Source organism: Micromonospora sp. WMMD734, from assembly GCF_049178975.1.
Taxonomy (GTDB): domain Bacteria; phylum Actinomycetota; class Actinomycetes; order Mycobacteriales; family Micromonosporaceae; genus Micromonospora; species Micromonospora wenchangensis.
This window is the reverse complement of sequence record NZ_JBMHMK010000001.1, coordinates 5591269-5617697: the sequence shown is the minus strand read 5'-3', so window position 1 is coordinate 5617697 and position 26429 is coordinate 5591269. Positions and strand designations below refer to the sequence as shown.

Annotated in this window: 23 protein-coding genes; 10 read left to right on the top strand and 13 right to left on the bottom strand. The window is 73.9% G+C overall.

Annotation, left to right across the window (positions count from 1 at the left end):
* The first annotated feature begins 113 nt into the window (after positions 1–113).
* Entirely contained in the window at positions 114–911 is a 798-nt protein-coding gene (locus ACN267_RS24265; protein WP_421489724.1) for a helix-turn-helix domain-containing protein, read from the top strand.
* A complete protein-coding gene (locus ACN267_RS24260) occupies positions 902–1093 on the top strand; it encodes a DUF397 domain-containing protein (protein WP_204925605.1) in 192 nt (63 codons plus the stop codon). Before ACN267_RS24265 ends, ACN267_RS24260 begins: the two co-directional genes overlap by 10 nt.
* 62 nt (positions 1094–1155) lie before the next feature.
* Here the strand turns inward: ACN267_RS24260 and ACN267_RS24255 are convergent, their stop codons facing one another.
* From ACN267_RS24255 to ACN267_RS24245, 3 genes are all read right to left on the bottom strand, one after another.
* Positions 1156–1506 (bottom strand): hypothetical protein, encoded by a 351-nt coding sequence (locus ACN267_RS24255; protein ID WP_421489723.1) that lies wholly within the window; start codon positions 1504–1506, stop codon positions 1156–1158.
* Between the two features lie 312 nt (positions 1507–1818).
* Positions 1819–2691: a transglycosylase SLT domain-containing protein gene (locus ACN267_RS24250; RefSeq protein ID WP_204958459.1), complete on the bottom strand. Its 873-nt coding sequence runs from the start codon at positions 2689–2691 to the stop codon at positions 1819–1821.
* A 51-nt stretch (positions 2692–2742) separates the two neighbouring features.
* A complete protein-coding gene (locus ACN267_RS24245) occupies positions 2743–3558 on the bottom strand; it encodes a hypothetical protein (RefSeq protein ID WP_281901492.1) in 816 nt (271 codons plus the stop codon).
* Positions 3559–3827: 269 nt separating this feature from the next.
* On the opposite strand from ACN267_RS24245, the gene ACN267_RS24240 reads away from it, so the two are divergent.
* Positions 3828–4763: a DUF2690 domain-containing protein gene (locus tag ACN267_RS24240; protein ID WP_281901490.1), complete on the top strand. Its 936-nt coding sequence runs from the start codon at positions 3828–3830 to the stop codon at positions 4761–4763.
* A gap of 45 nt (positions 4764–4808) precedes the next feature.
* Here the strand turns inward: ACN267_RS24240 and ACN267_RS24235 are convergent, their stop codons facing one another.
* From ACN267_RS24235 to pdhA, 6 genes are all read right to left on the bottom strand, one after another.
* Positions 4809–5021 carry a hypothetical protein gene (locus tag ACN267_RS24235; RefSeq protein ID WP_204958462.1) on the bottom strand — a complete coding sequence of 71 codons (213 nt, stop codon included), beginning with the start codon at positions 5019–5021 and terminating at the stop codon, positions 4809–4811.
* A 112-nt stretch (positions 5022–5133) separates the two neighbouring features.
* Positions 5134–7983 carry a hypothetical protein gene (locus tag ACN267_RS24230; protein ID WP_421489722.1) on the bottom strand — a complete coding sequence of 950 codons (2850 nt, stop codon included), beginning with the start codon at positions 7981–7983 and terminating at the stop codon, positions 5134–5136.
* 342 nt (positions 7984–8325) lie between these two features.
* Positions 8326–8463: a hypothetical protein gene (locus tag ACN267_RS24225; protein WP_168222356.1), complete on the bottom strand. Its 138-nt coding sequence runs from the start codon at positions 8461–8463 to the stop codon at positions 8326–8328.
* A gap of 218 nt (positions 8464–8681) precedes the next feature.
* A complete protein-coding gene (locus tag ACN267_RS24220) occupies positions 8682–10154 on the bottom strand; it encodes a dihydrolipoamide acetyltransferase family protein (RefSeq protein ID WP_421490487.1) in 1473 nt (490 codons plus the stop codon).
* Between the two features lie 5 nt (positions 10155–10159).
* On the bottom strand, positions 10160–11149 hold the full coding sequence (locus tag ACN267_RS24215; RefSeq protein ID WP_219465503.1) for an alpha-ketoacid dehydrogenase subunit beta: 990 nt from the start codon (positions 11147–11149) through the stop codon (positions 10160–10162).
* Positions 11149–12324, bottom strand: coding sequence for a pyruvate dehydrogenase (acetyl-transferring) E1 component subunit alpha (pdhA, locus tag ACN267_RS24210; protein ID WP_421489721.1), 1176 nt, complete (start codon positions 12322–12324; stop codon positions 11149–11151). The genes ACN267_RS24215 and pdhA overlap by 1 nt, the downstream gene beginning before the upstream one ends.
* Before the next feature lie 563 nt (positions 12325–12887).
* On the opposite strand from pdhA, the gene ACN267_RS24205 reads away from it, so the two are divergent.
* Both ACN267_RS24205 and ACN267_RS24200 read left to right on the top strand, forming a co-directional pair.
* Positions 12888–13844: a hypothetical protein gene (locus ACN267_RS24205; RefSeq protein ID WP_421489720.1), complete on the top strand. Its 957-nt coding sequence runs from the start codon at positions 12888–12890 to the stop codon at positions 13842–13844.
* A 216-nt stretch (positions 13845–14060) separates the two neighbouring features.
* Positions 14061–14603: a phosphatase PAP2 family protein gene (locus ACN267_RS24200; RefSeq protein ID WP_281901479.1), complete on the top strand. Its 543-nt coding sequence runs from the start codon at positions 14061–14063 to the stop codon at positions 14601–14603.
* A 20-nt stretch (positions 14604–14623) separates the two neighbouring features.
* On the opposite strand, the gene ACN267_RS24195 is transcribed toward ACN267_RS24200, so the two are convergent.
* Positions 14624–15310, bottom strand: a complete 687-nt coding sequence (locus tag ACN267_RS24195; RefSeq protein WP_421489719.1) for an NUDIX hydrolase — start codon at positions 15308–15310, stop codon at positions 14624–14626.
* Positions 15311–15385: 75 nt separating this feature from the next.
* Between ACN267_RS24195 and ACN267_RS24190 the strand changes: the two genes are divergently transcribed.
* Both ACN267_RS24190 and ACN267_RS24185 read left to right on the top strand, forming a co-directional pair.
* Entirely contained in the window at positions 15386–16516 is a 1131-nt protein-coding gene (locus tag ACN267_RS24190; RefSeq protein ID WP_421489718.1) for an SPFH domain-containing protein, read from the top strand.
* Positions 16513–17424 carry an NAD(+)/NADH kinase gene (locus ACN267_RS24185; protein WP_204958469.1) on the top strand — a complete coding sequence of 304 codons (912 nt, stop codon included), beginning with the start codon at positions 16513–16515 and terminating at the stop codon, positions 17422–17424. Before ACN267_RS24190 ends, ACN267_RS24185 begins: the two co-directional genes overlap by 4 nt.
* A 16-nt stretch (positions 17425–17440) precedes the next feature.
* Here ACN267_RS24185 and ACN267_RS24180 read toward each other — a convergent pair whose 3' ends face one another.
* The 3 genes from ACN267_RS24180 to ACN267_RS24170 all read right to left on the bottom strand — a co-directional run bounded on the left by ACN267_RS24180 (position 17441) and on the right by ACN267_RS24170 (position 22309).
* Entirely contained in the window at positions 17441–18667 is a 1227-nt protein-coding gene (locus tag ACN267_RS24180) for a hypothetical protein (protein WP_204958470.1), read from the bottom strand.
* Positions 18668–18776: 109 nt separating this feature from the next.
* Entirely contained in the window at positions 18777–20438 is a 1662-nt protein-coding gene (locus ACN267_RS24175) for a GTPase (protein WP_421490486.1), read from the bottom strand.
* A gap of 17 nt (positions 20439–20455) precedes the next feature.
* Entirely contained in the window at positions 20456–22309 is a 1854-nt protein-coding gene (locus tag ACN267_RS24170) for an ABC transporter (RefSeq protein ID WP_421489717.1), read from the bottom strand.
* A gap of 207 nt (positions 22310–22516) precedes the next feature.
* On the opposite strand from ACN267_RS24170, the gene dnaK reads away from it, so the two are divergent.
* The 3 genes from dnaK (at position 22517) to dnaJ (ending at position 26422) form a co-directional block, all read left to right on the top strand.
* Positions 22517–24379 (top strand): molecular chaperone DnaK, encoded by a 1863-nt coding sequence (gene dnaK / locus ACN267_RS24165; RefSeq protein ID WP_204958472.1) that lies wholly within the window; start codon positions 22517–22519, stop codon positions 24377–24379.
* Positions 24380–24415: 36 nt separating this feature from the next.
* The gene (gene grpE / locus ACN267_RS24160; RefSeq protein ID WP_281901468.1) at positions 24416–25159 is read left to right on the top strand and encodes a nucleotide exchange factor GrpE; all 744 of its coding nucleotides are present in this window, start codon (positions 24416–24418) and stop codon (positions 25157–25159) included.
* A gap of 81 nt (positions 25160–25240) precedes the next feature.
* Entirely contained in the window at positions 25241–26422 is a 1182-nt protein-coding gene (gene dnaJ / locus ACN267_RS24155) for a molecular chaperone DnaJ (protein ID WP_281901466.1), read from the top strand.
* Positions 26423–26429: the final 7 nt, after the last annotated feature.

The window sequence follows — 26429 nt, the reverse complement described above, 5'->3', positions numbered from 1 at the left end:
TCTCGGAAGCAAATCGGCCAACATGGAGAGCCACCGACAGGATGCGACACCGCTACTGAAGGCCGATTGACGTAAGTCCGTCGGGTATTGGGGGAGGCTTGGGGAATGTGAGCATGTCGGCGGCGGAGATCCTGCTCGACGAGTTGCGCCATGCTCGGACGTCGCGGGGAATGAACCAAGGTGAGTTCGGCAAGTTCATCCGCTACTCGGGCACACACGTCAGCGCGGTAGAGACGGGCACTCGTCCGCCCACAGAGCACTACGTGGCGGCGATCGACAAGGCGCTCAGGACGGGTGGCATGTTCGGGCGACTTCTGGAAAGACTCGCAGCGCTCGACATGGCTCCGGTATGGCTACGTGAGTGGATCAACTTCGAAGATCAGGCCAAGGCCCTGCGATGGTACGAGCCAGCATTCGTCCCCGGCATCCTTCAGACGGAGACGTACGCGCAGGCGACGCTTCGGGCCAGCGGCCTACTCGGCGCTGAGGAAGTCTCTCACCGAGTCCGGTCCAGGATGGAGCGCCAGTCGATCCTGAGTAGGGAGGACCCGCCGCACGTGGTGGTCGTTCTTGACGTGGCTGTGCTTCGCCGGACGGTCAACGGCGACCGGCCCCTGATGCGCGAGCAAGTTGATCACCTTGCTTCTGTCGCCGAACTCCCGCACGTCCAAATTCACATCGTCGCGGACGATGCCGGGCTCTACCCTGGCTTGCAAGGCGGCTTCATCCTCGCCACGATGCCTGATGAGACCACCGTCGGCCACATCGATCATCAGGTGAGATCGCAGACCGTCAGCGGAAAAACCGAGATTGCTACGCTCCAGAAGACCTGGGAGGCGGTTCTGCGGGATGCGCTTCCCCGTAGGCCGTCTCTGAGTCTGATCAAGGAAATGGCGGAGAAATGGACATGACCGGCGCGCGATGGCGCAAGTCCACGAGGTCCGGCACCAACGGCGGCAACTGCGTCGAGGTGGCCGACAATCTGCGCGTTGTGGTCGGCGTACGGGACAGCAAGGACCCGAACGGCCCTGCTCTCGCCTTCACTCCCGAAGCTTGGCGGGCATTCGTCGCCCGAGTCCCTGATCGAGTCTGATCGACCGGCCACACGTCGCCCTGGCCGACCGGGCATCGTGACCCGGACGACGGCCGCCAGCGTCAGCGGTTCAGGTCGACGGTGACGGTGACCCGGCCCCGGTCGTCGCGGCGGGCCACCGCGTGCCCGGCCCGGTCGGCCCCGTCGAGGTTCAGCGAGATCGGGCCGCCCTCGCCCAGGAAGTTCCGCCACCACTGCTTGGCGTCGGGCATCGCGACCTGGATGACCACCGCGTCGCCGGTCTGCCGGTAGGCGACGGGCGTGCTGAACGTCCGCCCGGAACGGCGACCGGTGTAGGTGACCACGGCCAGGTGCCGCCGGAGGAACCGCCCCCAGCGTGGCGACGACCGCAGCGCCATGATCCGCGCGTTGAACGACCGCGCCAGTCCCGAAGGAAACGATCCGCGACCCATTCGGGCCCTCCATCGGTCGACATGAAAGCTTCACGCCGACCGTAACACTGCCCGGTCCCGCCGAACGTGAGTGCGGGCCGCGATTGCCGGCCGCCGCAGGGGCCGGGGGGAGTGATACCGGCGTACACCGGTATGCCTGTCAGTCATATCTATGCCTGTCAGGAATACCGGTCTCCAGGTGAGGCATGGGTCGCCGCCGCCACGCCCGGCGGGGTGCCGCCGCCACGCCAGCGGGAAGGGCAAGAGGGCGGTCACGGCTGAGCCGCGCGGGCAGGGTACGAACCCCACCCGCGCGGCCCCCGGACGGGACGGTCAGCAGCGACCGACCATCGTCTTCACGTCGTAGGTGGTGTTGACCCAGGTGTCGGCCACGTAGCCGGTCACGCCCGTCGCCGGGTTGGTGATCCGGTCCCAGGTGGACGACGGCCAGTAGCCGCCACTGACGTACTCGCCGAAGGTGTAGCAGGCGATCCGCACGGTGGTGCCGTAGGCGACGGAGCCGGCGATGCCGTAGGTGGTGCCCGGCCCGGTGCGGATGTTGAGCGACGGGTTGGCCAGGATCGTGCCCGTCACCGCCGGCGGGTCGCCGGTGCCACCCAGGCGGGCCACCGCCGCCTGCGCGGCAGACAGGTACGCGGCGTACGCCCCGTTGTTGTACGTCGACCAGGGCTGCCAGTTGCTGCCGCCGCTGGAGATGCTGTAGGCGGCGTTGGCGTTGCACTGGGCGTTGTAGGCGCAACTGTCGGTGACGGTGGGGTGGTAGCAGTTGTTGATCTGCCACAGCCCCCGGTCCAGCGAACCGTTCGAGCAACCGGCGGTGGGGCCGTTGCTGCCGACCGCCGACGGGTTGCAGGAGGACTCGGCCATCGCCACGGCCACGGCGGTGACCAGCGGGTTGTTGCGGAAGCCGGCGGCGTACGCCACCTGGGCGCACAGGTCGATACCGACCGCGTTGACGCCGACCCGGTTCGCCTTCGCGCCGATGGCGGGGCCACCGACACTGGCCGGCCTGGCCTGGTCGGCCGGGCGGGGGGCCGACGCGGCGTGGGCGGCCGGGCCGGTGGTGGCGGGTGCTGCGGTGGCGGGGGTGGGCATGACACCGACGCCGACGGCGGCGACCAGCGTCAGGCCGAGGGCCAGGCGCAGGGCACGCCGGGCCGCGCGGGTGGGAAGGGGGAGACGCATCAGGATCCTTTCAACGGACGACCGGGAGGGGAGCCGGGCAGGGTGGGGGCGTCAGCGCCCGGTCCACTCCGGGTCGGCGTAGGACCAGCCGAGGTACGGCGCACCCGGCCAGGTCTGCGAGACGCGGCGGACGGTGGCCGCCGAGGTGATGTAGTTGCCGTTGCCCTCGGAGAGCATCACGTGGCCGTAGTAGCCGTTGATCGACGCGGCGGCGTAGAAGACCAGCGCACCGGCCGGCGGGGTGCCCGTGGTGCGGATCATGCCGCGCGACAGCAGCGCGTTGTAGTGCACGATCGCCGAGGCGTAACCGCTGGCGGCCCGGCCGTAGGCGTGCCCGACGAAGTTGTCGCACCAGCCGTCCCACTGGTGGTTGGAGTCACCCAGGTCCCCGTTGGTGTACGCCTGGCCGATGACCGACCGGGCCCAGGCCATCGCCCGGTCCTCGCGGGTGCCGGTGGGCGGCGGGGTGGTGGAGCACTCCGGCTCGTTGGGCAGGTACTGGTTGAACCCCGGCGTGTTGGTGTAGTAGTCGCTGATCCAGCCGCTGGCCGGGGAGCTGATCCGGTGCCAGACGGAGTTGCCGGAGATGTTGCGCCCGCGTACCGCGCACTCGGCGACGAACCCGGTGCCGTCGGCAAGGAGCGCCACCGAGCCGGCGTTGGCGTCGTAGGGGCTGGTGCGCACCATCAGGCCGGCGCCGCCCGTGCCGGCGACGCTGTAGCCGGAGATGCCGGCGAACGACGGTGCGGCCGTGCCCACCAGGACCATCGCCGTGACGCCGCAGGCGGCGAGGACCCGTATGACGAACCTCGGCAGTGCTCGGCGGGGTGTGCGGCCCGGGGGGTTCGAGCCGTTCGGCTGGTACACGCGGTTCTCCTGTCGAGAGGTCGGCGCCGCACCGGAAGTGGTGCGGCGTACCCGTCGGACGGTGGTCCGTGCGATGCGGTATCCCCGGGGCGAATGTCGATTTCGAGCCGAACGGATGCGTGTCAGGCCCGACACTCGCCGTGAGATCATATTCACCGGCACCTATCCGGCGGGTGGCTGCTCCGGGGTCGATCCTGTCGTGGCACCCGCCTGTAAAGCACTGGCTTGACGTGCGTTGACACCAGGGTTTACACGCAGGGGGAGGGTCCATGACGGGTCGAAGCGGACGAGTCGGCGAGCAGGCTGCCGGCGATGCCCGGCACCACGAATTCATCGCTGATCTCGCCCGGCTCCGGCGCGATGCCGGGCAACCGTCGCTGCGCAGGATGTCGGCGACCGCCCACTACTCACACACCGCGCTGGCGGGGGTGCTCTCCGGCACCCGCCTGCCGTCGCTGGAGCTGACCCTGGCCTTCGTCCGGGCCTGCGGCGGCGACGAGGCGGCCTGGCGGGACCGGTGGCACCGGGAGGCCGCACCGGACCAGGCCAGCGGACCGGCCCCCGGCGGACCGGCAGCCGAACCACCGCAACGGTCCACAGCGGAGGTCCTGCGGTCACCGGCCCGACGCCCACCGGTGCCCCGCTGGGCACTGGTCGCCGCAGCCGGGCTCACCGTGGTCGTCGCCGGCTCGGTCGTACCGATGATCGCCGACCGGGAAACCCGGACGAACCGTCCGGCGGACCGGGCGGTCGACGCCTCCGGCCCGGCACCCGACGCCGCCGCACCCACCGCCGGCACGCCGGCCGCCGACGGGGCGGACCCGCAGGAGGAACGCTGCCAGGTCGACGCGGTCAGCGCGGAAACCGTCCCGGTGCCCGACCCCGACCCGACGCAGCCCTCCTACGGCAACCTGACCCTGCGCTACTCCCCGCGCTGCCAGGCGGCCTGGCCACTGTTCGTCTCCACCGAGCGGGTGCCGACCGGGGCGACCATCCGGCTGGCGGCCACCCGCCCCGCCGACGGCGCATCCAGCCGGTTCGACTATCCGTTCATGATCAAAAGTCAGGTGTACAGCGTGTTCGGCAACGTGCTGCGGACCACGAAGGGCTGCGTGTCGGTCACCGTCGACATCACCGCGGCCGACAACAGCAGCGTCCTGGCCAGCGCGCGTACCCCCTGCGTGCAGCTCGGGGCCCGGACATGACACTGCCCCCCGCGCCGGTGCGGAGGGCAGTGGTCGGCAGGTCGGTCAGACGTGCTGGGTCTCGGTCGTCGACGGGTGCAGCTCGGCGGTGGTCCCGGTGACGAAACGGCCGGTGCTCGCGCTGCGGTGGACCTCCTGGTCCCCGCCGCCGCCCACCTGCTCGGTGGTCGTGTGCCGGGGGTCCCGCTCGGTGGTGCCCTCCGTGACGAAACGGCCGCTGCGGGCGCTGCGGTTGACCTCGTTCTCGTTGCCTGCCATGGGGTGACCTCCTCGGGCTACGTCAATGTCCCCATAGACTGCCCAGTCCGTACGGCCCGAAACACCGACGGCGGGGACCCGGTCCACCCGGGCCCCCGCCGTCGGTACGTCGTTACTGGCCGGCCGGCTTCAGGCAGAGCACCCGGTCCACCCCGCCGCCCTGCAACACCACATGCGGCTGGGTCGGGTCGGTGCACTTCTCCTTGGCGTCCACCTTGGAGACGACAGTGAAGGCGCCCTGCTCGTCGCAGCTCGCCGCGCTCGCGCCGGTGCCGGACTGCTTGACGCAGGAACCGACGGCCGGGTTGAAGGAGGCCGGCTCGGCATCGTCCGAGCCGATCTTGCCGAGGAGCATCAGCAGGCCCAGCGGGACGGCCAGGATCAGCACCGCCACGATCAGCACCAGCGCCAACACCCGCCCGTTGCGTACCTTCGGGGTGGGCTGCTCGGCCTTCTGCTCCGGCTCAGCCTCCGGCTTGAACGCCTCGAACCGCCCCTGCTCCTGCTCCGGCTCACCCGGCCAACCGGTGGAACCGGACGGCTGGCCACCCGGCCCGAACTGCTGACCGCCCGGCCCGTACTGCTGACCGGCGGGCGGGAACGGTGAGGCGTACCCACCGTGGGCCGGGTCGTGCGCCGGGTGGCCGTACCCCGGCACCGGTGCCGCACCGGCCGGCGCGCCGCTGGTCGGGCCGGCACCGAACGGCTCGGCCGGCCGGTCCGTCGGCCCGTGCGGACGGGTGCCGTTCATCGGCCGGTTGCTGCCCGCCGGGTCGGCGAAGGCGGGGATGCCGCCGCCGAACGCGGGGGGCGCGGCCGGCGGGGCGGACGACGGTGCGTCACCGCCGAAGCCGTGTTGCCGCTCCGGCTCGTCGAAGCGGGGACCGTCGAACCGGGTCCGGTCCTGGTCGTCGAAGCGTTGCCGCTCCGGCTCGTCGAAGCGGGGCTGCTCGGGGCCGTCGAACCGGGCACGGTCCTGGTCGGCGAACCGGGCGTCGTGGTGCTCGGGCCGGCGGGAGTCGGGCTCGTCGGCCTCCTCCGGCGGCTCCGGACGGGCCGGTCGGCCGTACACCCGGGGTTGCGGGACGACCGGGCCACCCGGATGTGCCCCCTGGTCGCTCGGGGGGGCGACCCGGCTGGCCGTCGGCACCGACGCGCTGGCCGAGGCGCGGCCGACCGCACCCGGCTCCCCGGCATCGGCCGTCGGTACCGGTGCGCGGCCGGCACCCTCGGACTCGGGCGAGAGCCGAGGCGCGGGCAGTGCCGGGCCGGCCGGCAACTGCGGCTGCTCCGGCGCGCCCCAACCGGCCGCCTCCCGGCCGTGCGGCTGCTGCTCGCCGGGGCCACCGAACGGGGCCGGCGGGACGTAGTCGGCCGGCGGCGCAGCGGCCAGGCTGGCCCCCGGAACGCGCTGCTCTTGCGGCGGGAGCGGGACCATGTTGGCCGGGGAGATGCCGGGAGCCGGCCCCGGCTGGTAGATCGGCTGGTCGTCGCCACGCCGGGGCTCCCAGCCGCCCTCGGCCGGCTGACCGGCGGGTTCGGCGCGACCCCACGCCTGCTCGGGTGCCCACGGCTCGCCCTCCGGCACGACCGGGCGTTCGGCACCGGCCCACGGCGGCTGCTGGTGGTCGTTACCGGCCCAGGCGGGCGGACCGTCCGGTGCGGACGAGCGCGCGGGCTGCTCCGGTGCCGCCCAGCCGGCCCCGGACTCCGGGCGCTCCGGCGCCGGTACGGAGGCCGCACCCCGCTGCGCGGCCGGTGCCGGCCACTCCTGACCCGACGCCGGGTCGTCCTGACGCGACTGGTCGGCCCGGGCGGGCGCGCCGCCCGGCCAGCCGTCCGGGGTGGCCTGCTCGCGCTGACCCTCCCAGCGGGCGGTGGCAGGCTCGTCCGGTGCCCCCCACTGTGGCTGCCGGTCGCCCGGCGCGCCGTTCGGCCGGTCGGCGGACCGGCCGGAATCGTCCGGGCCGGGGCGGTTGGCGGCCCAGCCACCCGAGCGGGCCGGATCGTCCTCGGTGGACCAGCCCTCGGCTCCCGGGGTGGGGGCCGGCGACACGGGTGCGCCGGGGCGGCCGGCCTCCGGCTGCGGCCACGCCGCCGTCTGGTTCGTGGGCTCCGCCGGGGCCGGTACGGGCACCGAGGCGCGGCCGGCGGGGCGGGGCGCCTCGTCGGCGCGGGGCTGCCCGGCCGCCCATCCGCCGGAGGTGCCCGGGGCGTCCTGGGGGTTGGCCGGCCAGCCACCCCGGGCCGGATCCGCCCCGGCCCGGTCGTCGGCCGGCCAGCCGGCGGAACGGGTCGGCTCGTCCTGCTGCTGTGGAGTGGGGGCGGTGCCCCAGCCGTTGGCGCCCGGCGCGGTTTCCCGGGCCGGCGGGTCCTGACCGGACCAACCGGCGGGGGAGGTCGGCGCGGGGTCGGCCGGCGGGGACCAACCGCCGCCGGCCGGGTTGTCAGGCTGCGGGACGCGGGCGGCACCCCGGGCACCGGCCTCGGGTTGCGCCCAGGCGGGTGCGGGTTGCTCGGCCTGCGGCCAGCCGGGCTCGCGCGACGGCGTCCAGCCGGGCTGCGGCGCGGCGTCGGGCTTCCCGGCGGCCGGCGCGGTGGCCCAGGCCGGCTGCTCGGGCTGCCCGGCCCAGGCGGGCTGCGGCGGGCCGGCCGGCGGGTTCCACGCCTCGGTGGACGGTGCCGCGCCGGGCGGCGGGGTCCACGCCTCGGTCGGCTCGGACTGCTGCGGAACCTGTGCGCCGCCCCAGGCCGCCGGCTGATCGGGTGCCGACCAGGACGGACCGGGCGGGTTGGCCCGGCCGGTGGGGGGTGGTGGGGCCCAGCCGAGGTCGGGGGTGGCGGGGACGCCGTACCCCGGATCCTGCTGCGGTTGCCGGTCGCCGTACGGCGCCGGTCCACCGGAGCCCGGCGGCGCCTCGCCCGGCTCCTGGCCGGGACGGTGCTGGCCCTCGGACGTCATGGGTGCGCCTCCTCCATCACATGTCGGCCGCCGATGCCGTCCGTCCGGTCGGCCGTGTCGCCGGTGCCCGGCGGTTCGGCCGTGCGGTCTCCCCGCACGGTATCCGGTACGCGCGCGCGGCCCCCATGCAGCACCGGCCGTCACTCCGCGTCATCGGACGGTGTCGATCAGCTTCCCTTGGGCGCGATCGGTGTCCGGGTCGGCGGGTGGCGACCGGAACCACCGTACCGGGCGTCGTGGCGGGGTGGAATCCCGGTCTCAACGGGTCCGGAACGCCGATGACCCGCCCGGGGCCCGGGCGGGTCATCGATCTGGAGGAGGGAGAGGAAAGTAGGTGCCGGGTCAGCTCATGTGACGCTGGGCGATCGCGAGGATCTCCTCGCGGACCGCCGGCGAGTTGGCGGAGCGCAGCGCGTGCTCGATGGCACGGGCCCGACGGTTGGCGTCACGACGGGTGCGGATTCGCTCGATCATGCTCATGGTGGTCTCTCCTCCGGCTATTCGGTTGTCAGCCCCTTGATGACTCCATTCAACACCCATCGGGCGGCGATCGCCATCGATTATTAGGTGAGCTGCAACACGGGCCTAAGGATCGTAGGTCAAAGAGCGATCTGGGCCACTCTTTCTTCCCTCAACGGCAACGGCCGGTGTGCCGGGCGTTCACCCAGGGCACACCGGCCGTCGCCGGACGTCACAGGTCAGGTCCAGGCGAGCAACGCCGCCTCCGGGTCGGCGAGGAAGTCCCCGATGTCCCGCAGGAACTTCGACCCCAGCTCGCCGTCGATGATCCGGTGGTCGAAGGAGAGCCCCAGGGTGGTCACCTGACGCGGCCTGACCTTGCCCTTGTGGACCCACGGCAGCTCACGGACCGCGCCGAAGGCCAGGATCGCCGACTCGCCGGGCGGCAGGATCGGGGTGCCGGTGTCCACCCCGAACACCCCGACGTTGGTGATCGTCAGGGTGCCGCCGGACATGTCCGCCGGGGAGGTCTTCCCCGCCTTGGCCGTCTGCACCAGACCGGTCAGCGCATCCGCCAGCTCACGCAGCGTGAGCCGGCCCGCGTCCTTGATGTTCGGCACGATCAGGCCCCGCTCGGTGGCCGCCGCGATGCCCAGGTTGACGTACTCCTTGACGACGATCTCGTCGCCGGCCCAGGTCGAGTTGACCATCGGGTGCCGCCGGACCGCCAACAGCACCGCCTTGGCGACCAGCAGCAACGGCGAGACCCGCACGTCGCGCCAGTCCCGCCGTTCGCGCAGCCGGTCCAGCGCCTTCATCGTCCGGGTCACGTCCACGGTCAGGAACTCCGTGACGTGCGGGGCGGTGAACGCCGAACGGGACATGTTCTCGGCGGTGAGCTTGCGGACCCCCTTGACCGGGATGCGCTGCTCGCGGTCCGCGCCGAAGCTCGCGGCCGAGGTGGCCGGCGAGGTCACCGTCAGCGGCTCGGCCACCACGGTGCTCGCCACCACCGCCCGCTGGACGTCCTCCCGGGTGATCGACCCCAGCGGCCCCGACCCCACCAGCGCACCCAGATCGACCCCGAGATCCTTGGCGAGCTTGCGTACCGGCGGCTTCGCCAGCACCGGACCACCCGTGCTCGGTCGATCATGGACTCGTGGTGCCGGATTTGTGGCTACAGGGGCGCTTTTGCCCCCCACCACAACTCCATGATCGGCGGGAGCGGGGGTGGGGGTGGGGGTGGGGGTGGGGGGGCGGCGGGGGCGGCGTTTGGCGGGGGTGGTGCGGGGGCCGTAGCCGACGAGGACGGCGGTGCGGCCGCTCGGGGTTACGCCGCCGATCAGGCCGGGTTCGACCATGCCCTCGGGCGGGGCTATCTGGACTGCGGCCAGGGAGGCGGGCGAGGGGGTGGGCAGGTCGGACGTGGCGGCGGAGGTCGTCGACTCCGGCACCGGGCCGGCGCCGGGGTCGGTGTCGATCGCGATGATCGGGGTGCCGACCTCGACGGTGCTGCCCTCCGGGTGGAAGATCGAGCGCACCTCACCGGCCCACTTCGCCGGGATCTCCACGGCCGCCTTGGCTGTCTCCACCTCGACGATCGGCTGGTTCAGCTCGATGACGTCACCCACCTTGACCAGCCAGGCGAGGATCTCGCCCTCGGTCAGGCCCTCGCCCAGGTCGGGCAGGTTGAACTCCTTGATCCGGGACATCGCGCTCACCAGCCGAAGGTGCGGTCGACGGCGTCGAGCACCCGGTCGAGGTCGGGCAGGTACTCCTCCTCCACCCGGCTGGCCGGGTAGGGGGTGTCGAAGCCGGTGACCCGCAGCACCGGGGACTCCAGGGAGTAGAAGCACTCCTCGGTGACCCGGGCCGCGATCTCCGAGCCCAGCCCCAGGTTGCCCGGGGCCTCGTGGACGACCACGCACCGGCCGGTGCGCCGCACCGACTCGTAGACGGCGGTCAGGTCCAGCGGGGAGAGCGTACGCAGGTCGACGACCTCCAGCTCCCGGCCGTCCTCGGCGGCGGCGGTCGCCGCGTCCAGCGCGGTGCGCACCATCGGGCCGTACGCCAGCACTGTCGCATCGGTGCCCGGCCGCACCACCCGGGCGGCGTGCAACGGGTACGCCCCGGACAGCGGGGCGTCCAGGTCGACCGGACCCTTCTCCCAGTAGCGGCGCTTGGGCTCCAGGAAGACGATCGGGTCGTCCGAGGCGATCGCCTGCTGGATCATCACGTACGCGTCCTGCGGGTTGGCGCAGGTCACCACCTTCAGCCCGGCGGTGTGCGCGAAGTACGCCTCCGGCGACTCGGAGTGGTGCTCCACCGCACCGATGCCGCCGCCGTAGGGGATCCGGATCACCATCGGGATGGTGACCTTGCCCTGCGAGCGGTAGTGCATCTTGGCCACCTGCGACACGATCTGGTCGTACGCCGGGTAGACGAAGCCGTCGAACTGGATCTCGCAGATCGGCCGGAAGCCCCGGATGGCCAGGCCGACGGCGGTGCCGATGATGCCGGACTCGGCCAGCGGGGTGTCGATCACCCGCTGGTCGCCGAAGTCCTTCTGCAACCCGTCGGTGATCCGGAAGACGCCGCCGAGCTTGCCGACGTCCTCGCCCATGATGACGACCTTCGGGTCGTTCTCCAGGGCCCGGCGCAGGCCGGTGTTGAGGGCCTTGCCGAGGGTGAGCGTCTCCGTGGCCATCAGTGCGCGCTCCCCTCGAACGACTCCGAGTACCTGCTGAACTGGTCCCGCTGGGCGTCCAACTCGGGCGAGCCGTGCGGGTATACGTGGTCGAACATGCTGACCGGCTGCGGGTCGGGCATGTTCAGCACCCGTTCGCGCAGGTGCACCGCCTCGGTGCGGGCCTGCTCGTCGACCTCGGCGAAGAAGTCGGCGTCGGCGAGCTGCTGCCGTTCGAGGAACGCCTTCATCCGGGCGATCGGGTCCTTGGCCTGCCAGGCCTCGACCTCGCTGGCGATCCGGTAACGGGTCGGGTCGTCGGAGGTGGTGTGCGCGCCCATCCGGTAGGTGTACGCCTCGATCAGGCTGGGCCCCTGGCCGAGCCGGGCGTTGTCCAGCGCGTGCCGGGTCACCGCGTACGAGGCGAGCACGTCGTTGCCGTCGACCCGGACGCCGGGGAAGCCGAAACCGCCGGCCCGCCGGTAGAGCGGGACCCGGGTCTGGCGTTCCAGCGGCTCGGAGATGGCGTACTGGTTGTTCTGGCAGAAGAAGACCAGGGGGGCGTTGAAGACGCTGGCCCAGACGAAAGCCTCGTTGACGTCGCCCTGGCTGGTGGCGCCGTCGCCGAAGTAGGCGATCACCGCCTCGCCGTCCTCGGTGCCGGTCTTGCCGTCCATGTGGACGCCCATGGCGTACCCGGTGGCGTGCAGGGTCTGCGCCCCGATGACGATCGTGTACATGTTGAACTTGAACTCGTTCGGGTCCCAGCCGCCCTGGTCGACGCCGCGGAACAGGCCGAGCGGCATGATCGGGTCGATGCCCCGGCAGTAGAGGACGCCGTGTTCCCGGTAGGTCGGGAAGGCCATGTCCTGGCTGCGCAGCGCCCGTCCGGAGCCGACCTGGGCGGCCTCCTGGCCGAGCAGCGAGGCCCACAGGCCCAGCTCGCCCTGCCGCTGCAACGCGGTCGCCTCGGCGTCGAGCTTGCGGACCAGCACCAGGTCGCGGTAGAGGCCGCGGTACTCGTCGTCGGTGAAGTCGACGCGGTACTCGGTGCCGTCCGGGCCGGTCGCGCTCTCGATCCGCTCGCCGGCCGGGGTGAGCAGCTGTACGAGTTCCGGCTCGCCGGTCGCGGCCCGTCGGGACCGGGGTGCGGCTCGCCGGCCGCGGCTGGAGACCGCAGGGTCGCCCTTTGCCATCCGTCTCTCCCTGTCGTGTCTGTGCCCGAGCCGGGGGGTCACCCGTCCGCGCACAACGTGCGCCGGCCCGGCTGTTGCCGGACTGGTTCCTGGCTGTCGTGCCTAGCCCCGGTAGGGGTTGCCGCACGACCTGAGCCGGATCCATGGGTCGAACCCGGTTCGGGAGCGTCGGCCACCAGCCACGCCTGCCACGGGGTGCGCGGAGGGGCGGCTGCGTTGCCGTCGTGCCTGAATGATTGCAGAGGAGGTGAGCGGCCCCACAGTATGGCCCTCCCATCGGTGGTGGCATGTCCGCTTGGTGACCCGTGGACTTTTTTGTCGCCGCGCGCGGCGCGGCCCGGTGCCGCGCGGCACCGGGCCTGCATCGCCCGCGCTGCCACCGGACTGTCGTCGCCGGACCGGTCGGGTGACGGACTTTTTGTGTGTCGACACGCGGTGGTGCCTGGTGAACTGGGCGTCACTGGGTCAAGCTGACCGGTACCGGTGGGCGTTTGGAGAATAATGTCCGTTCTGCTCCGTGCTGTCCGCCGACGAACACGTGCAGGTCGACGAGGGGGTGTGCGGTGTCCGAGCCAGGTGACGGTCCTCCGATCCCCCTGCTCGGGCGGCACCGGGCCGGGGGCGGCAGCTACCGGCGGATGATCGGCGTCCACCGGGCCCCGGGCCCGGGCGGGCAGCACCGGGGCTACCTGTTCACCGTCGCCCTGCTCGCCGGGGCCGCCTCCATGCCGGTCCTCGCCGCGATCAGCGCCGGCTCCGCCACCGTGGGCAGCACCGCGCTGCCGGACGGCGGTACCCCGTTCCTGCCCACCCCGTCGGTCGGCCCGGTCGTCGTTCCGGTGCCCGCCACCGGCCAACCGGCCCTGCCGCCGACCGCCCCGACCGACGCACCCCCGCCAGCCACGCCGGCCCCCGTCGCGGGCACCGGCGGCACCGGTGCCACCCACCGTCCCGCGCCGCCCCCGGCGGCCCCCGCCGGGACCCCCCGTCCCGTTCCCCGGACGCACGCGCCGGCCGCCCCGGCCCACCCCACCCCCACCTCGTCGAGCCCGAGTACCGCGCCGAGCCCGAGCGCGGAACCAAGCCCGAGCGCCGAACCGAGCGCCGAGCCGACGGCCACCTTCTCCGAACCGCCGCCGGACCCGTCACCGACGTCGGCCCCCTCGGACACCCCCACGCCGGTACCCACGCCCGAGCCGACCCCCGGCCCGACGGCGACCCTGGAACCCGACCCGACGCCGGGGCCCACGGTCGGACCGTGCCCCACCGTCACGGTCACCGTGGTCCCCACCCCGCGCCCCCGGCCCACCGTGACGGCCATCCCGACCCGCGCCCCCCGTCCCGCCCGGCTGCGCGACGACGCCCGCCCGGTGCCGCGCGTCGGGCCGGCCCCCGCCCGGGTGTCGGCCGCCCGCCCGTCGACGACCCCGGCCCCCGCGCCGCAGACGCCCGCGGTACCCGCGCTGACCAGCCACGACGGCACCGATCCGGACGGTACGGTGACGAACGACGCCAGCTGAACCGCCCACGGTGCGGACACCGCCGGCCGATCACCCCGGCGCGACGGACCGGCCGGCACGACCTGCGGGGGCGGAACGCTGAGTACGCGCGACGAGGGTGACCGGTCGGCGGGCGACCCCGGACCCTCCCCGACCCGCGACGCCCCGCCCCGCCCCGACCCGGTCCCCGTCGGGCCGGCGGGGGCGGCGACCCGGGTGGCCCGGTGGGTGACCGAGGTGACCGCACCGGCCGTGCTGGTCACCGGGCTGACCGTGGTGATCGGCTGGCACGGCGCGGGTGGCGTCCGGGGGCTGGCCTGGGGGTTGCTCGCCACGGTCTTCGCCGCCGGCATCCCGTTCGTGTACGTCCTGCGCGGGGTGCGGCGGGGCCGGCTCACCGACCACCACATCGGGCGGCGCGAGCAGCGCCGGGTGCCGCTGTTGTTCGGGTTGGTGTCGGCCGCCGCCGGGCTGGCCCTGCTCGCGGCGCTCGGTGCGCCGCGTCCGGTGCTGGCCCTGGTCGCCACCGGGGTGGTCGGCCTGGTGGTGGCGGTGTCGGTCAGCCACCTGTGGAAGATGTCGATCCACTCGGCGGTGGCCGCCGGCACGCTCGTGGTGCTGGTGCTCACCTTCGGCCCCCGGCTGCTACCGGCCGTTGCGCTGCTCGGCCTGGTCGGCTGGTCCCGGGTCCGGCTGCGCGACCACACCGTCGCGCAGGTCGTGGCCGGCGGGCTGGTGGGTGCCCTGGTGGCCGGGCTGGTCTTCGCGGCACTCTCCTGACCCCCGGCCGGCGGGGGCGGTCAGGACCCGGGGCGGAGCATGGGCGGGTGGAGCCGGGTCGCCGGGCCCCGGCGGAACAGTTGGGCGGGTCGCCCCCGGTCGCCCTCGGTGGCGCGGCCGACGGGGCTGACGAAGCCGGGGGTGCCGGTGACCTTGCGGTGGAAGTTGCGCGGGTCCAGCCGGGTCCCCCAGACCGTCTCGTAGACCGCCCGCAGTTGCGCCACGGTGAACTCGGGTGGGCAGAACGCCCCGGCCAGCGGGGTGTACTCCAGCTTCGCGCGGGCCCGCTCCAGGCCGTCGGTGACGATCAGGTCGTGGTCGAAGGCGAGCTGGCCGGGGGCGAGCCGGGTGACCGGCACCCACTCGGCCGAGGCGGCGTCCGACCCGGCGACCGGGGTGGGCAGGTCGGGTAGCAGCGCCAGCCAGGCCACGGTGACCACCCGCCCGCGCGGGTCCCGGCCGGGCCGGCCGTACGTGCCGAGCTGTTCCAGGTGACCGACCGGCTCCGGCAGCCCGGTCTCCTCGGTCAGTTCCCGGGCGGCGGCGTCGGGCAGGTCCTCGTCGACGCCGACGAAGCCGCCCGGCAGCGCCCACCGGCCCCGGTCCGGCGGGATGCCCCGGCGGACGAGCAGCAGGTGCAGCGCGTCGGCACGCACGGTGAGCACCACCAGGTCGACGGTCACGGCGATGGACGGGTAGTCGGTCACGTTTTTATCACCACCTTGACGATAAGATAGCAGAGTGGTTATCGTCGAGAAGACGAAAAAGGGGGGGGTGAAGCCATGGCCGACGTGACACGACGACTCTTCCTGCGCCACCTGCGCGGGACACCTACCAACTGGGTGCGGCTGCACGTCGCCGGGCGGGTCCGGCGGGAGGGCACCGGCCAGTCGTTCTGGTACCGGCCGCTGACCGCCGTCCTGAGCGAGGTGCCGGTGGACGACAGGGAACTGCCGCTGCTCTTCCACGCCCGTACCGGCGACTTCGCCGACATCACCGTCCAGGCCACCGTGACCTACCGGGTGGCCGACCCGGCGCTGGCCGCCGCCCGGCTCGACTTCTCGGTCGACCCGCGCACCGGCCGGGCCCGCTCCCGCCCCCTCGACCAGGTCGCCACGCTGCTGGCCGAGCTGGCCCAGCAACCCGCCCTCGACCTGCTCGCCCGGGTCCCGCTGGCCGAGGCGCTGACCACCGTGGCACCCGTACGGGAGGCGGTCTCCGCAGCGCTCGGTGCCGAACCCCGGCTCGCCGACATCGGCGTCGCCGTGGTCAGCGCCCGGGTGGTCGCCGTCCGACCCGAACCCGAACTGGAACGCGCCCTGCAGACCCCCACCCGGGAGGCCGTGCAGGTGCAGGCCGACCGGGCCACGTACGCCCGCCGGGCCCAGGCCGTCGAGCAGGAACGCGGCATCGCCGAGAACGAACTCCAGAACAAGATCGAGCTGGCCCGCCGGGAACAGCAGCTCGTCGAGCAGCACGGCGCGAACGCCCGTCGCCGGGCCGAACTCGACGCCGCCGCCGAACTGGCCGCCGCCCACGGCAAGGCGGAACGGGAACAGGTCGCCAACACCGCCGCCGCTGACCGGGCCCGGGTGCTCGCCACCGCCGAGGCCGAGAAGGAACGCCTGCTCGCCGCCGGCGCCGCCGACAAGGAACGGGTGCTCGCCCTGGCCAAGGCCGAGACGGTACGCGCCGTCGGGGCCGCCGAGGCCGAGGCGGAGGCGGCGAAGCTGACCACGTACGCCGAACTGCCGCCGGCGGTGCTCCAGGCCCTCACCGTGCGGGAACTCGCCGGTCAGCTCCCCCCGATCGGCCAGCTCACGGTCACCCCGGACCTGCTCGCCGACCTGCTCGGCCGACTCACCGGCCCGACCGGGACGCCCACCGGCCCGACCGGGACGGTCGACCGGTGAGCGCCACCCTGGCCCCCCGGGTGGTGGTCGTCCGCCGCCCCAGCGAGCTGGACGAACTGCTCGCCCGGCACGGCACCCGGGCGGCGGCCCAGTGGTACCTGCGCGCCCGGGGGCGGGACCTGGCCGAGGTGGTGGACCGGCACGAGGCACTCCAGGCGGCGCTGACCGCCGTCGGGGCCGCCGTCCCTGCCGACTGGCGACGCGGCACGGTGAACCGGGACGATCTGCCCCGGTTCCTGTTCGGGCCGGAGGACATCGTCGTCGCCGTCGGGCCGGACGGACTGGTCGCCAACGTGGCGAAGTACCTCGACGGGCAACCCGTCCTCGGCGTCGACCCGGAGCCGGGCCGCAACGCCGGGGTGCTGGTCCGGTGCACCGGCGACCAGGTGGCCGCCCTGCTGCCGGCGGTGGTGGCCGGAACCGCGCCGCTGCGGCACCGGGCCATGGTCCGGGCCACCCTCGACGACGGTCAGGAACTGGTCGGCCTCAACGAGGTGTACGTCGGGCACCCCTCCCACCAGTCGGCCCGCTACCTGCTCGACGTGACCTCCGACGGCCGACCCCGCCGGGAACGGCAGTCGTCCTCCGGGGTGGTCGTCGGCACCGGCACCGGGGCCACCGGCTGGTGCGCCTCGATCGCCCGGGGCCGACCGGCCGCCGTCGTGCTCCCCGCTCCGCAGGAGCCGGCGCTGTGCTGGTTCGTCCGGGAGGCGTGGCCGTCCCCGGTCACCGGGGCCGACCTGGTCGCCGGCCGACTCGACGGCACCGGCACGCTGGAGCTGACCGCCGAGTCCGACGGCCTGGTGGCCTTTGCCGACGGCCTGGAGACCGACCGGTTGACGTTGCGCTGGGGTCAGCGCATCCGCCTCGACGTCGCCCCGGGCCGGCTGGCCCTGGTCGAACCCTGACCGGTGGTCCGGCCGGTCAGGGGGTGTCGTCGCCGAGGCGCTGCCGGTTGGCCTCGATCCAGGCGTCCAACGCGACCGGGTCGTCCGGGTCGACGCCGTCGGCCATCAACTGGGCCACCGCCGCCGTCGCCGGGCTGCGCCGCTCACCAGTCGAGTAGAGCCTGGCGAACTCCGGCACCAGTTCCTCGATCGCCTCGTCGGTCTGGGTGACGGCCCGCTCGGGCAGCCCGCGTCGCCGGGCCGCGAACGCCGTCCAGGCGCGCAGCACCCGGGGCAGCAGCGCCGCGTCGTCCATGTCCAGCACGGCCCGCCGGTGCACCCAGTCGAGCAGGAACAGCCCGGCCACCGCCGGGCTCCAGCGCAGCGGGTCGGCGTCCGGGAAACTCGCCGCGTGGTCGAAGAGCAGGCCGAGGCAGAAGTGCAGCGAGGCCAACTCGGCGTCGCCGTCGAGGGTGTTCAGGCCGTACCGGGCCGCCTCGGGGGCGGCGAGGAAGGCCCGGACCAGCTCGGTACGTTCGTCGCTGGAGAGCGGTTCGGCGGGCCAGCCGGTGGTGTCGACGCCCGCCTGCGGCAACACCGCCAACCGCGCCCCGACCAGCGCCCGGTCGGTGGCGAGTGAACCCTCGGCCGGCAGGTCGCCGAGGTCGTCGGTGATCTCCAGGTGACGGCCCACCTCGCCGCGCATCCGGGCCGGGTCCTCCTCCCGGAACCAGGTCAGGTCGTCGTCGGCGCACATCTGCCGAACCTGCGCGAGGATGCGTTCGGCCGGACCGCCGACGAAGACGTCCTTGGTGATGCCGATGTTGTGGTCGACCAGCGCGACCAGGGCGTGCTCCGGGCCACCCGACTCGTCGTCGTAGGCGAAGGTGGCCAGGTAGGAGGTCTGGTCGCCGTACACGTCGCCGTAGGACCAGGTGCCGGTGAGGTGGACCCGGCCGAGCTGGCCGGCCCAGGCCGGCGCCTGCGCGCCGGGGCGGACCTTCGCCGCGCCCTCGGCGGTCGGGACCAGCGCGGCGAAGACCTGCCGGATGGTGGTGGCGGCGGCCGTGCGGCGGCGGGAGGTGGCGGCGAGGAAACCGGAGACGAATTCCCGGACCGCCGTTTCCCGGTCGGTCTCGGCGATCGCGTAGACGCTGCCCAGCAGCGCCGTGCCGAGCATCTCGGCGTCGAGCGCGCAGTCCAGCCTGGTCACGTCGCGGGCGGCGGACAGCACCGCGTCGTAGGGGGTCTGTGGCGTGGCCATGGCACGACCCTACGCCGCCGCGCCGCCCCGGACACCCGTGCCGACGTCCGCGTTCACCGGCCGGGGCCCGGGCGTCCGTCGATGGACGCCGGGCCTTCCCCGCCGGGATTCAGCCGGCGGCGTCCTGCCAGGCCCGGCGGGCCAGGGCGTACCGGTCGACGAGATCGCGCACGGGGGTGAGGACGTACTCCGCGCCGACCCGGGCGACCTCCTCGGTGAGCCGCCCCTCGGCCCGCTGCCGGGCCCGCCGGGCCGCCCATCTGATCACCGGCCCGGTCACCGCCGCAACCAGCAGGCCGGCGAGCAACCCGCCGAGCAGCAGCACGGTGGGCAACGGTGTCTGGCCCACCCGGGGGTAGTCGAGCGCGGGCAGCCCGAGGGCGCGCAGCGCGTACCCGAGCACCAGCCAACCCAGCCCGACCACGGCGGCGAGGGTGACCAGCCACTGGACGCCGCCCACCAGCCGCCACCACAGCGGCCGGCGTTCCATGCCCAGGTCGGTGCCGGCGACCGCCGCGTCCAGCGCGTCCGGCAGGTCGGCCAGGCGGGACCGGGCGGCGGCGGTCACCGCGGCCGGCCAGGGGGCGGGCAGGCCATCGCCGGAGCGGTCGCCGACCGCGCGGATGGCCAGCCCGAGGGCGGACTGCTGGGCGGCCGTCGGTTCGGGCACCGAGGTCGCCGCGAGCGGGGCCGGCACCGGCTGCTGCGGGTCGGCCGCCGGACCGGGCAGGTGCAGCCGGCGCAGCGGGTCGGGGCGCAGCCGCCGCCAGCCGCGGACCAGCGGCCAGCCCGTCGCGGCACCGGCCCGCTGCCGGTACGCCCCCTCGACCGCGCCCGTCACGGTGGGCACCCCGGCCGCGTCGGCCAGCGCGCGGTCCAGGGTGCGGATCGTCGCCGCGTCCGGGGTGTGCCCGGGGGCCTCGACGGCGACCAGTTCCCCCAGCGCGGCCGTCACCGTGTCGGCGTCACCCCAGAGCCGGCGCAGCGCGGCCTGCCGGTCCGACACGGCCCGTTCCAACGCCTCCCGCAGCCCGGTCATCCCGTTCGGCTCGACCGCCGTGGTGGCCAGCAGCGGCACCCCGTCGAGCCCGTCGACGTCGAGCAGCCGACGCAGGTCGGCCAGCACCCGGGGCAGCTCGGCCGGGGGCAGCCGGTCGGCCTGGTTGAGCACCACCACCGTCACGTCCCGGTGCCTGTGGAACTCGCGCAGGTAGCTGGTGTGGATCACCCGGTCGGCGTACTTCTGCGGGTCGACCACCCAGACCACCAGGTCGACCAGGCCGAGCAGGCGGTCCACCTCCAGCCGGTGGGACCGCTGCACCGAGTCGAAGTCGGGCAGGTCGAGCAGGATCAACCCGTGCAGGGCGGACTCGTCGTCGCCGTCGAGCGCGCTCTCCCGGACGAACCGGTGCCGGGGCAGGACGCCGACCCAGTCGAGCAGCCGGGTGCCGCCGTCCAGTGGCCCCCACACGCAGGCGTGCGCGACGCCGGTGGTGGGCCGGCGCACCCCGACCGGGGAGAGCTCCAACTGGGCCAGGGCGTTGAACAGGCTGGACTTGCCGCTGCCGGTGGCCCCGGCCAGCGCGACCACGGTGTGGTCCCGGGACAGCGACAACCGGGTGCCGGCCCGCTCGACCAGGGTGTGCGCGCCGACCAGCCGGGTGTCGGGCACCTCGCCGTCGACCGCGTCGAGGAAGCGGCGCACCGCGTCGAGCCGGGCCACCAGGGCGTCGGCGTCGACACGCTTGTCACCCCGGAGCGCCTCGCGCATCCGGCCGACGATGTTGGTCACCGGATGCCGTCCTCGGGGGTCGGGGTCGGGGTCGGTAGCGCCGGGCCGGCCTGGTCGGCGAGCCCGCTGCGGTGCCGGGCCACCTCGACCCGGGCGGCGGCCCGGCGCAGGCCGGCGGCGGCCTCCGGGCCGGGCCGGGCGGCGTCGGTGCGGCCCAGGTAGCGGGCCGCCTCCTCGTCGAGCAGCGCGCGGACCCGCTCCAGCAGGTCGCCGCGGGCCTTCGCGGCGAGGGTACGCACCGCCTGGTCGCCGAAGATCGCCTGGAGCACGGCCTGCGCGGCGACGGTGGTGCCCGCCCCGGTGGCCACCTCCAGACCGGTGGGGATGAACGCGGTGGAGGCGAAGACGGCGATCATCACGGCCAGCCCGGTGGCGTTGACCGCGTACGCGGCCGTACGGGCCACGAACCGCCTGTCGCCGCCCTCGTCGCGGACCAGCTCCAGCACGGCCCGCTGCCAGTCCCGGACCAGCCGTTCGGCCCGTTCGGGCAGGTCGGTCGCGGCGTGCGCCAGCGGCGGTTCGAGCAGTGCGGCCCCGGCCGGGTGCGCCTTCCAGGCGGTGTACGTGTGCTCCGCCGCCTCGGCGGCGACCCCGCGTAGCAGGGTGACCAGTTGCGACTCGATGGCGTTGCGCAGGTCGGTGGCGGGCGTGGCGGGCCGGCCGGTGACCGCGGCGACGAGCCGGTCGCGCAGCCGGCCGATCCGGGCCTCCAGCGTCCGGAAGAACTCCCCGGTGCCGACGAACTCCTGCCAGCGGGCGAGCACCTCGCCGCGCAGCAGCCGGCCGTCCTTCAGCCCCTCGCTCACGGTGCGGTGCGCGCCCTGGTAGGCGGCCCGGACCCGGTCGTCCAGCGCGTCGGCGGCGGCCACCTGCTCGTCGGCGGCGTCGGCGAGGGCCTCGACCGTGGGGTGCAGCGAGGCGAGCGCGCCGTCCAGGGTCTGCCGGACCACGGCGGCGCGGGCCTCGGCGTCGGCGGCGAGCCGGGCGAACCAGCCACCCAGCGGCGCGGTCACCCGGTCGGGCAGCAGGCCCTGGCCGTCGACCCAGGTCTCGGGCAGGACGAACAGCGGCGCCGCGCCCAGCTCCTGGGCGGCGAGCATCTCGGACAGGTGGGCGGCGATCTCGTCGGCGGCCTCGGGGGGCACCCGGTCGAGCACCATGGCGATCGAGGCCCCCCGGGAGCGGGCGGAGCGCAGCAGCTCCCACGGGACGGCGTCGGCGTACCGGGCGGCGGTGGTGACGAAGAGCCAGAGGTCGGCGGCGGCAAGCAACTGGCCGGCGAGGGCGCGGTTGGCGTCGACCACCGAGTCGATGTCGGGGGCGTCGAGGAAGGCCAGCCCCGGTGCGAGCGCGGGGGCGGTGACCAGGTGCAGGGTGCCCGGGTCCTCGCTGGGCTCGTTGGTGCGGGTCAGGCCGGGCAGCAGGTCGCCCTGACGGAACCAGGCGGCGTCGGCGGGGTTGCAGACCAGCACCGGGGAACGGGTGGTGGGGCGCAGCACCCCGGCGGCGCTCACCCGGGCCTGGACCAGGCTGTTGACCAGTGTGGACTTGCCCGCGCCGGTGGAGCCGCCGACGACCACGAGCAGCGGGGCGTCGAGCCGGGCCAGCCGGGGCAGCAGGTAGTCGTCGAGCTGGTCGGTCAGCGCCCGGCCGGTGTGCCGTGCCGGCTCGGCCGAGGGCAGCGCCAGCGGGAACCGGGCCGCGCCGATCGCGGCCCGCAGGCCGGTGAGGGCGGCGGGCAGGCCGTCCCCGGTGGGGCCGGGCGGCGTCTCGTCGGTCTCCGACGACCCGGTGCGGGCGGCGACGGTGGGCGCGCCGGACCGGGTGGCGGGATCGCCGTGCGTCGTCACCGCTAAAGCGTGCCCGACCGATGCAACAGAGACAACCGGAGGGTAGTAACGGTCAGGTTGCGTCGGGTCGGCTCAACTCGACTTGCGCTTTGGCGATCGCGTGGCACTATTGAGTCAAGTTCACTCAACTTGTGGTGTGGTCGCTGCGGGCGGCCCACCGGGCAGGCCCTCTGACCTGCCCACCCGTTACGAAGCGAGGAAGCGAAGATGGCACGTGCGGTCGGTATCGACCTCGGCACGACGAACTCCTGCGTCAGCGTTCTGGAGGGCGGTGAGCCCACCGTCATCGCCAACGCTGAGGGCTCGCGGACGACCCCGTCGATCGTCGCGTTCGCCCGCAACGGCGAGGTGCTCGTCGGTGAGGTCGCCAAGCGCCAGGCGGTGACCAACCCGGACCGGACCATACGCTCGGTCAAGCGGGAGATCGGCACCAACTGGACCGTCGACATCGACGGCAAGAAGTACACCCCGCAGGAGATCTCGGCGCGCACGCTGATGAAGCTCAAGCGGGACGCCGAGGCCTACCTGGGTGAGCAGATCACCGACGCGGTGATCACCGTGCCCGCCTACTTCAACGACGGCCAGCGCCAGGCCACCAAGGAGGCCGGCGAGATCGCCGGCTTCAACGTGCTGCGGATCGTCAACGAGCCGACCGCGGCGGCCCTGGCGTACGGGCTGGACAAGGGCTCCAAGGAGCAGACCGTCCTGGTCTTCGACCTCGGTGGCGGCACCTTCGACGTGTCCCTGCTGGAGCTGGCCGAGGGCGTCGTCGAGGTCAAGTCGACCAGCGGTGACAACCAGCTCGGCGGCGACGACTGGGACCAGCGCATCATCGACCACCTGGTGAAGACGTTCCGGGGCGAGCACGGCATCGACCTGGGCCAGGACAAGATGGCGCTCCAGCGGCTCCGCGAGGCGGCCGAGAAGGCCAAGATCGAGCTGTCGGCGGCCACCACCACCAACATCAACCTGCCGTACATCACCGCCGGTTCGGCCGGCCCGCTGCACCTGGACGTGACGCTCAGCCGCGCCGAGTTCCAGCGGATGACGCAGGACCTGCTGGACCGCTGCAAGGGCCCGTTCGAGCAGGCCGTGAAGGACGCCGGCATCAAGGTCGCCGACGTCGACCACGTGATCCTGGTCGGCGGCTCCACCCGGATGCCGGCCGTGACCGACCTGGTCAAGCAGCTCACCGGCCGCGACCCGAACAAGGGCGTCAACCCGGACGAGGTCGTCGCCGTCGGCGCGGCCCTGCAGGCCGGTGTGCTCAAGGGCGAGGTCAAGGACGTCCTGCTGCTCGACGTGACCCCGCTGAGCCTGGGCATCGAGACCAAGGGCGGCATCTTCACCAAGCTCATCGAGCGCAACACCACCATCCCGACCAAGCGCTCCGAGGTCTTCACCACGGCCGACGACAACCAGCCGTCGGTGCTGATCCAGGTGTTCCAGGGCGAGCGGGAGATCGCGGCGTACAACAAGAAGCTCGGCACCTTCGAGCTGACCGGCCTCCCGCCGGCGCCGCGCGGCGTGCCGCAGGTCGAGGTCACCTTCGACATCGACGCCAACGGCATCGTCAACGTGCACGCCAAGGACCTGGGCACCGGCAAGGAACAGAAGATGACGATCACCGGCGGCTCCTCGCTGCCGAAGGACGACATCGAGCGGATGCGCCGCGACGCCGAGGAGCACGCCGACGACGACAAGCGTCGCCGGGAGGAGGCCGAGGCCCGCAACGTGGCCGAGGCGCTCCAGTGGCAGACCGAGAAGTTCCTCGCCGAGAGCGGCGACAAGCTGCCCACGGAAAACCGGGAGCAGCTCAACGAGGCCCTGGGCGAGCTGCGTGGCGCGCTCGGCGGCCAGGACATCGACAAGATCAAGGCGGCCCACGAGAAGCTCGCCCAGGTCTCCCAGCAGGCTGGTTCGCTGCTCTACGCGCAGCAGGCCGAGCAGGCTGAGCAGCCGGGCGCGGCCGGTGCGGGTGCCGGTGCCGCCGGTGCCGCCGGTGCACCGAAGGCGGGCGGCCCGGACGACGTGGTCGACGCGGAGATCGTGGACGAGGACAAGAAGTGACGGTCCACGCCACCGCACAGGGAACGAGGTAGTCGTATGACGGAGAAGCCACGAGCCGCCGACCCGGGCACCTCCGGGTCGACGCCGGGTGGCTCCGCGCCCACCGACGACGGGCCGCGGGTCGTCATCCGGGACAACCGCAAGCTCGGCAGGACCGAGGAGACGCCCGCCGCCGCCGACGCCGGGGCCGACGTCCCGGCCGAGGGGCTGGTCGAGGAGTCCGAGGTGGTGGTCGACGAGATCGAGGCCGAGGCCACCGCCCTCGACGGCCCGGCACCGACCGGTCCGCCGGTGGTGGACGCCCCCGCGCAGCCGGTCGACGGCAGCCCGACCGGTTCCCCGCTCGGCGCCGAGTTGGAAGCCCTCCGGGCCGAGCTGGACGAGCGGACCCGGGACCTGCAACGGGTGTCGGCGGAGTACGCCAACTACCGCAAGCGGGTGGACCGGGACCGGGGCGTGGTCCAGGAGCAGGCGACCGGCTCGGTGCTCGCCGCGCTGCTGCCCATCCTGGACGACCTGGACCGGGCCCGGGAACACGGTGACCTGGTCGGGCCGTTCGGCACGGTGGCCGAGCAGCTCACCACGGCGCTCGGCAAGTTCGGCCTGACGCCCTTCGGTGAGCAGGGCGACCCGTTCGACCCGACCCGGCACGAGGCGGTCGCGCACCAGACCTCACCGGACGTCGACGAGCCCACCTGCGTGCAGGTGATGCGTCGGGGTTACCTGCTCGGTGAGCGGCTGCTGCGGCCGGCCATGGTCGCGGTCGCCGACCCGGAATAGTGCACGGCCATCCGGTCGCCCCGCCCACCCCCAACGGTGGACGGGGCGACCGGGCCACATCTCACGGAAGGGGGTGGACCGGTGAGTTCCAAGGACTGGATCGAGAAGGACTTCTACGCCACGTTGGGCGTGGAGAAGTCCGCCTCCTCGGACGAGATCAAGAAGTCGTACCGGAAACTGGCCCGGGAGTCGCACCCGGACCACAACCCCGGTGACCCCAGGGCCGAGGAACGGTTCAAGGGCGTCTCCGAGGCGTACGCGGTGCTCGGCGACGACGCCAAACGCCGCGAGTACGACGAGATGCGCTCGCTGTTCGGCTCGGGCGCGTTCCGGCGGGGCGCGCGCGGCCCGGGTCAGCCCGGCGGGGCCCCGTTCGACGTCTCCGACCTGTTCGGCGGCGGTGGCGGGGACAACCGGTTCGGTGGCGGCGGCTTCACCGACCTGTTCAGTTCGATCTTCTCCGGCGGTGGCGGTGGTGCCGGCCCGACCCGGGCGCGTGGTCCGGCCCGGGGCCGGGACGTGGAGACCGAGGTTGCCCTCGACTTCGGCGACGCCGTCCGGGGTGTCACCCTGCCGTTGACGTTGCGCGCGCCGGGGGTCTGCGACACCTGCCACGGCAACGGCGCGAAGCCGGGCACCCAGCCGACCGCCTGCCCGGTCTGCCACGGTGCCGGGGTGACCACCCGGGACCAGGGCTCGTTCAGCTTCTCCGAGCCGTGCCGCAACTGCCAGGGTGTCGGGACGGTCGTCGAGGAGAAGTGCCCCGAGTGCCAGGGCACCGGCGGGGTCACCAAGGCCCGCACGCTCAACGTCCGGTTCCCCGCCGGGGTGGCCGACGGCCAGCGGATCAGACTGGCCGGGCGGGGCGAGCCGGGGCAGCGCGGCGGGCCGGCGGGCGACCTGTTCGTGCAGGTGAAGGTCCGCCCCGACGACCTGTTCGGGCGTACCGGTGACGACCTGACGCTGGCCGTGCCGATCACCTTCGCCGAGGCGGTGCTCGGCACCGACCTGCGGGTACCCACGCTGGACGGCGCGGTGACCCTGCGCGTCCCGCCGGGCACCCCGTCCGGGCGGGTGCTGCGGGCCCGGGGCAAGGGTGTCGTACGACGGGACGGGCGGGCCGGCGACCTGCTGGTCACGCTGGACGTGGTGGTGCCGGCGACGGTGTCGGACGAGGCCCGGGCGGCGCTGGAGTCGTTCGCCGGGGCGACGCCGCCGGCGGCCCGGGAACATCTCGACGCGCGGGTGCGTCGGGTCGGTTGACCGGTGG

Coding starts and splice junctions, on each gene's coding strand:
- ACN267_RS24265 (WP_421489724.1), top strand. CDS start 114: ATGTCGGCGGCGGAGATCCTGCTCGACGAGTTGCGCCATGCTCGGACG.
- ACN267_RS24260 (WP_204925605.1), top strand. CDS start 902: ATGGACATGACCGGCGCGCGATGGCGCAAGTCCACGAGGTCCGGCACC.
- ACN267_RS24255 (WP_421489723.1), bottom strand. CDS start 1,506: ATGGGTCGCGGATCGTTTCCTTCGGGACTGGCGCGGTCGTTCAACGCG.
- ACN267_RS24250 (WP_204958459.1), bottom strand. CDS start 2,691: ATGCGTCTCCCCCTTCCCACCCGCGCGGCCCGGCGTGCCCTGCGCCTG.
- ACN267_RS24240 (WP_281901490.1), top strand. CDS start 3,828: ATGACGGGTCGAAGCGGACGAGTCGGCGAGCAGGCTGCCGGCGATGCC.
- ACN267_RS24235 (WP_204958462.1), bottom strand. CDS start 5,021: ATGGCAGGCAACGAGAACGAGGTCAACCGCAGCGCCCGCAGCGGCCGT.
- ACN267_RS24230 (WP_421489722.1), bottom strand. CDS start 7,983: ATGACGTCCGAGGGCCAGCACCGTCCCGGCCAGGAGCCGGGCGAGGCG.
- ACN267_RS24225 (WP_168222356.1), bottom strand. CDS start 8,463: ATGAGCATGATCGAGCGAATCCGCACCCGTCGTGACGCCAACCGTCGG.
- ACN267_RS24220 (WP_421490487.1), bottom strand. CDS start 10,154: ATGTCCCGGATCAAGGAGTTCAACCTGCCCGACCTGGGCGAGGGCCTG.
- ACN267_RS24215 (WP_219465503.1), bottom strand. CDS start 11,149: ATGGCCACGGAGACGCTCACCCTCGGCAAGGCCCTCAACACCGGCCTG.
- pdhA (WP_421489721.1), bottom strand. CDS start 12,324: ATGGCAAAGGGCGACCCTGCGGTCTCCAGCCGCGGCCGGCGAGCCGCA.
- ACN267_RS24190 (WP_421489718.1), top strand. CDS start 15,386: ATGGCCGACGTGACACGACGACTCTTCCTGCGCCACCTGCGCGGGACA.
- ACN267_RS24180 (WP_204958470.1), bottom strand. CDS start 18,667: ATGGCCACGCCACAGACCCCCTACGACGCGGTGCTGTCCGCCGCCCGC.
- ACN267_RS24175 (WP_421490486.1), bottom strand. CDS start 20,438: ATGCGCGAGGCGCTCCGGGGTGACAAGCGTGTCGACGCCGACGCCCTG.
- dnaK (WP_204958472.1), top strand. CDS start 22,517: ATGGCACGTGCGGTCGGTATCGACCTCGGCACGACGAACTCCTGCGTC.
- grpE (WP_281901468.1), top strand. CDS start 24,416: ATGACGGAGAAGCCACGAGCCGCCGACCCGGGCACCTCCGGGTCGACG.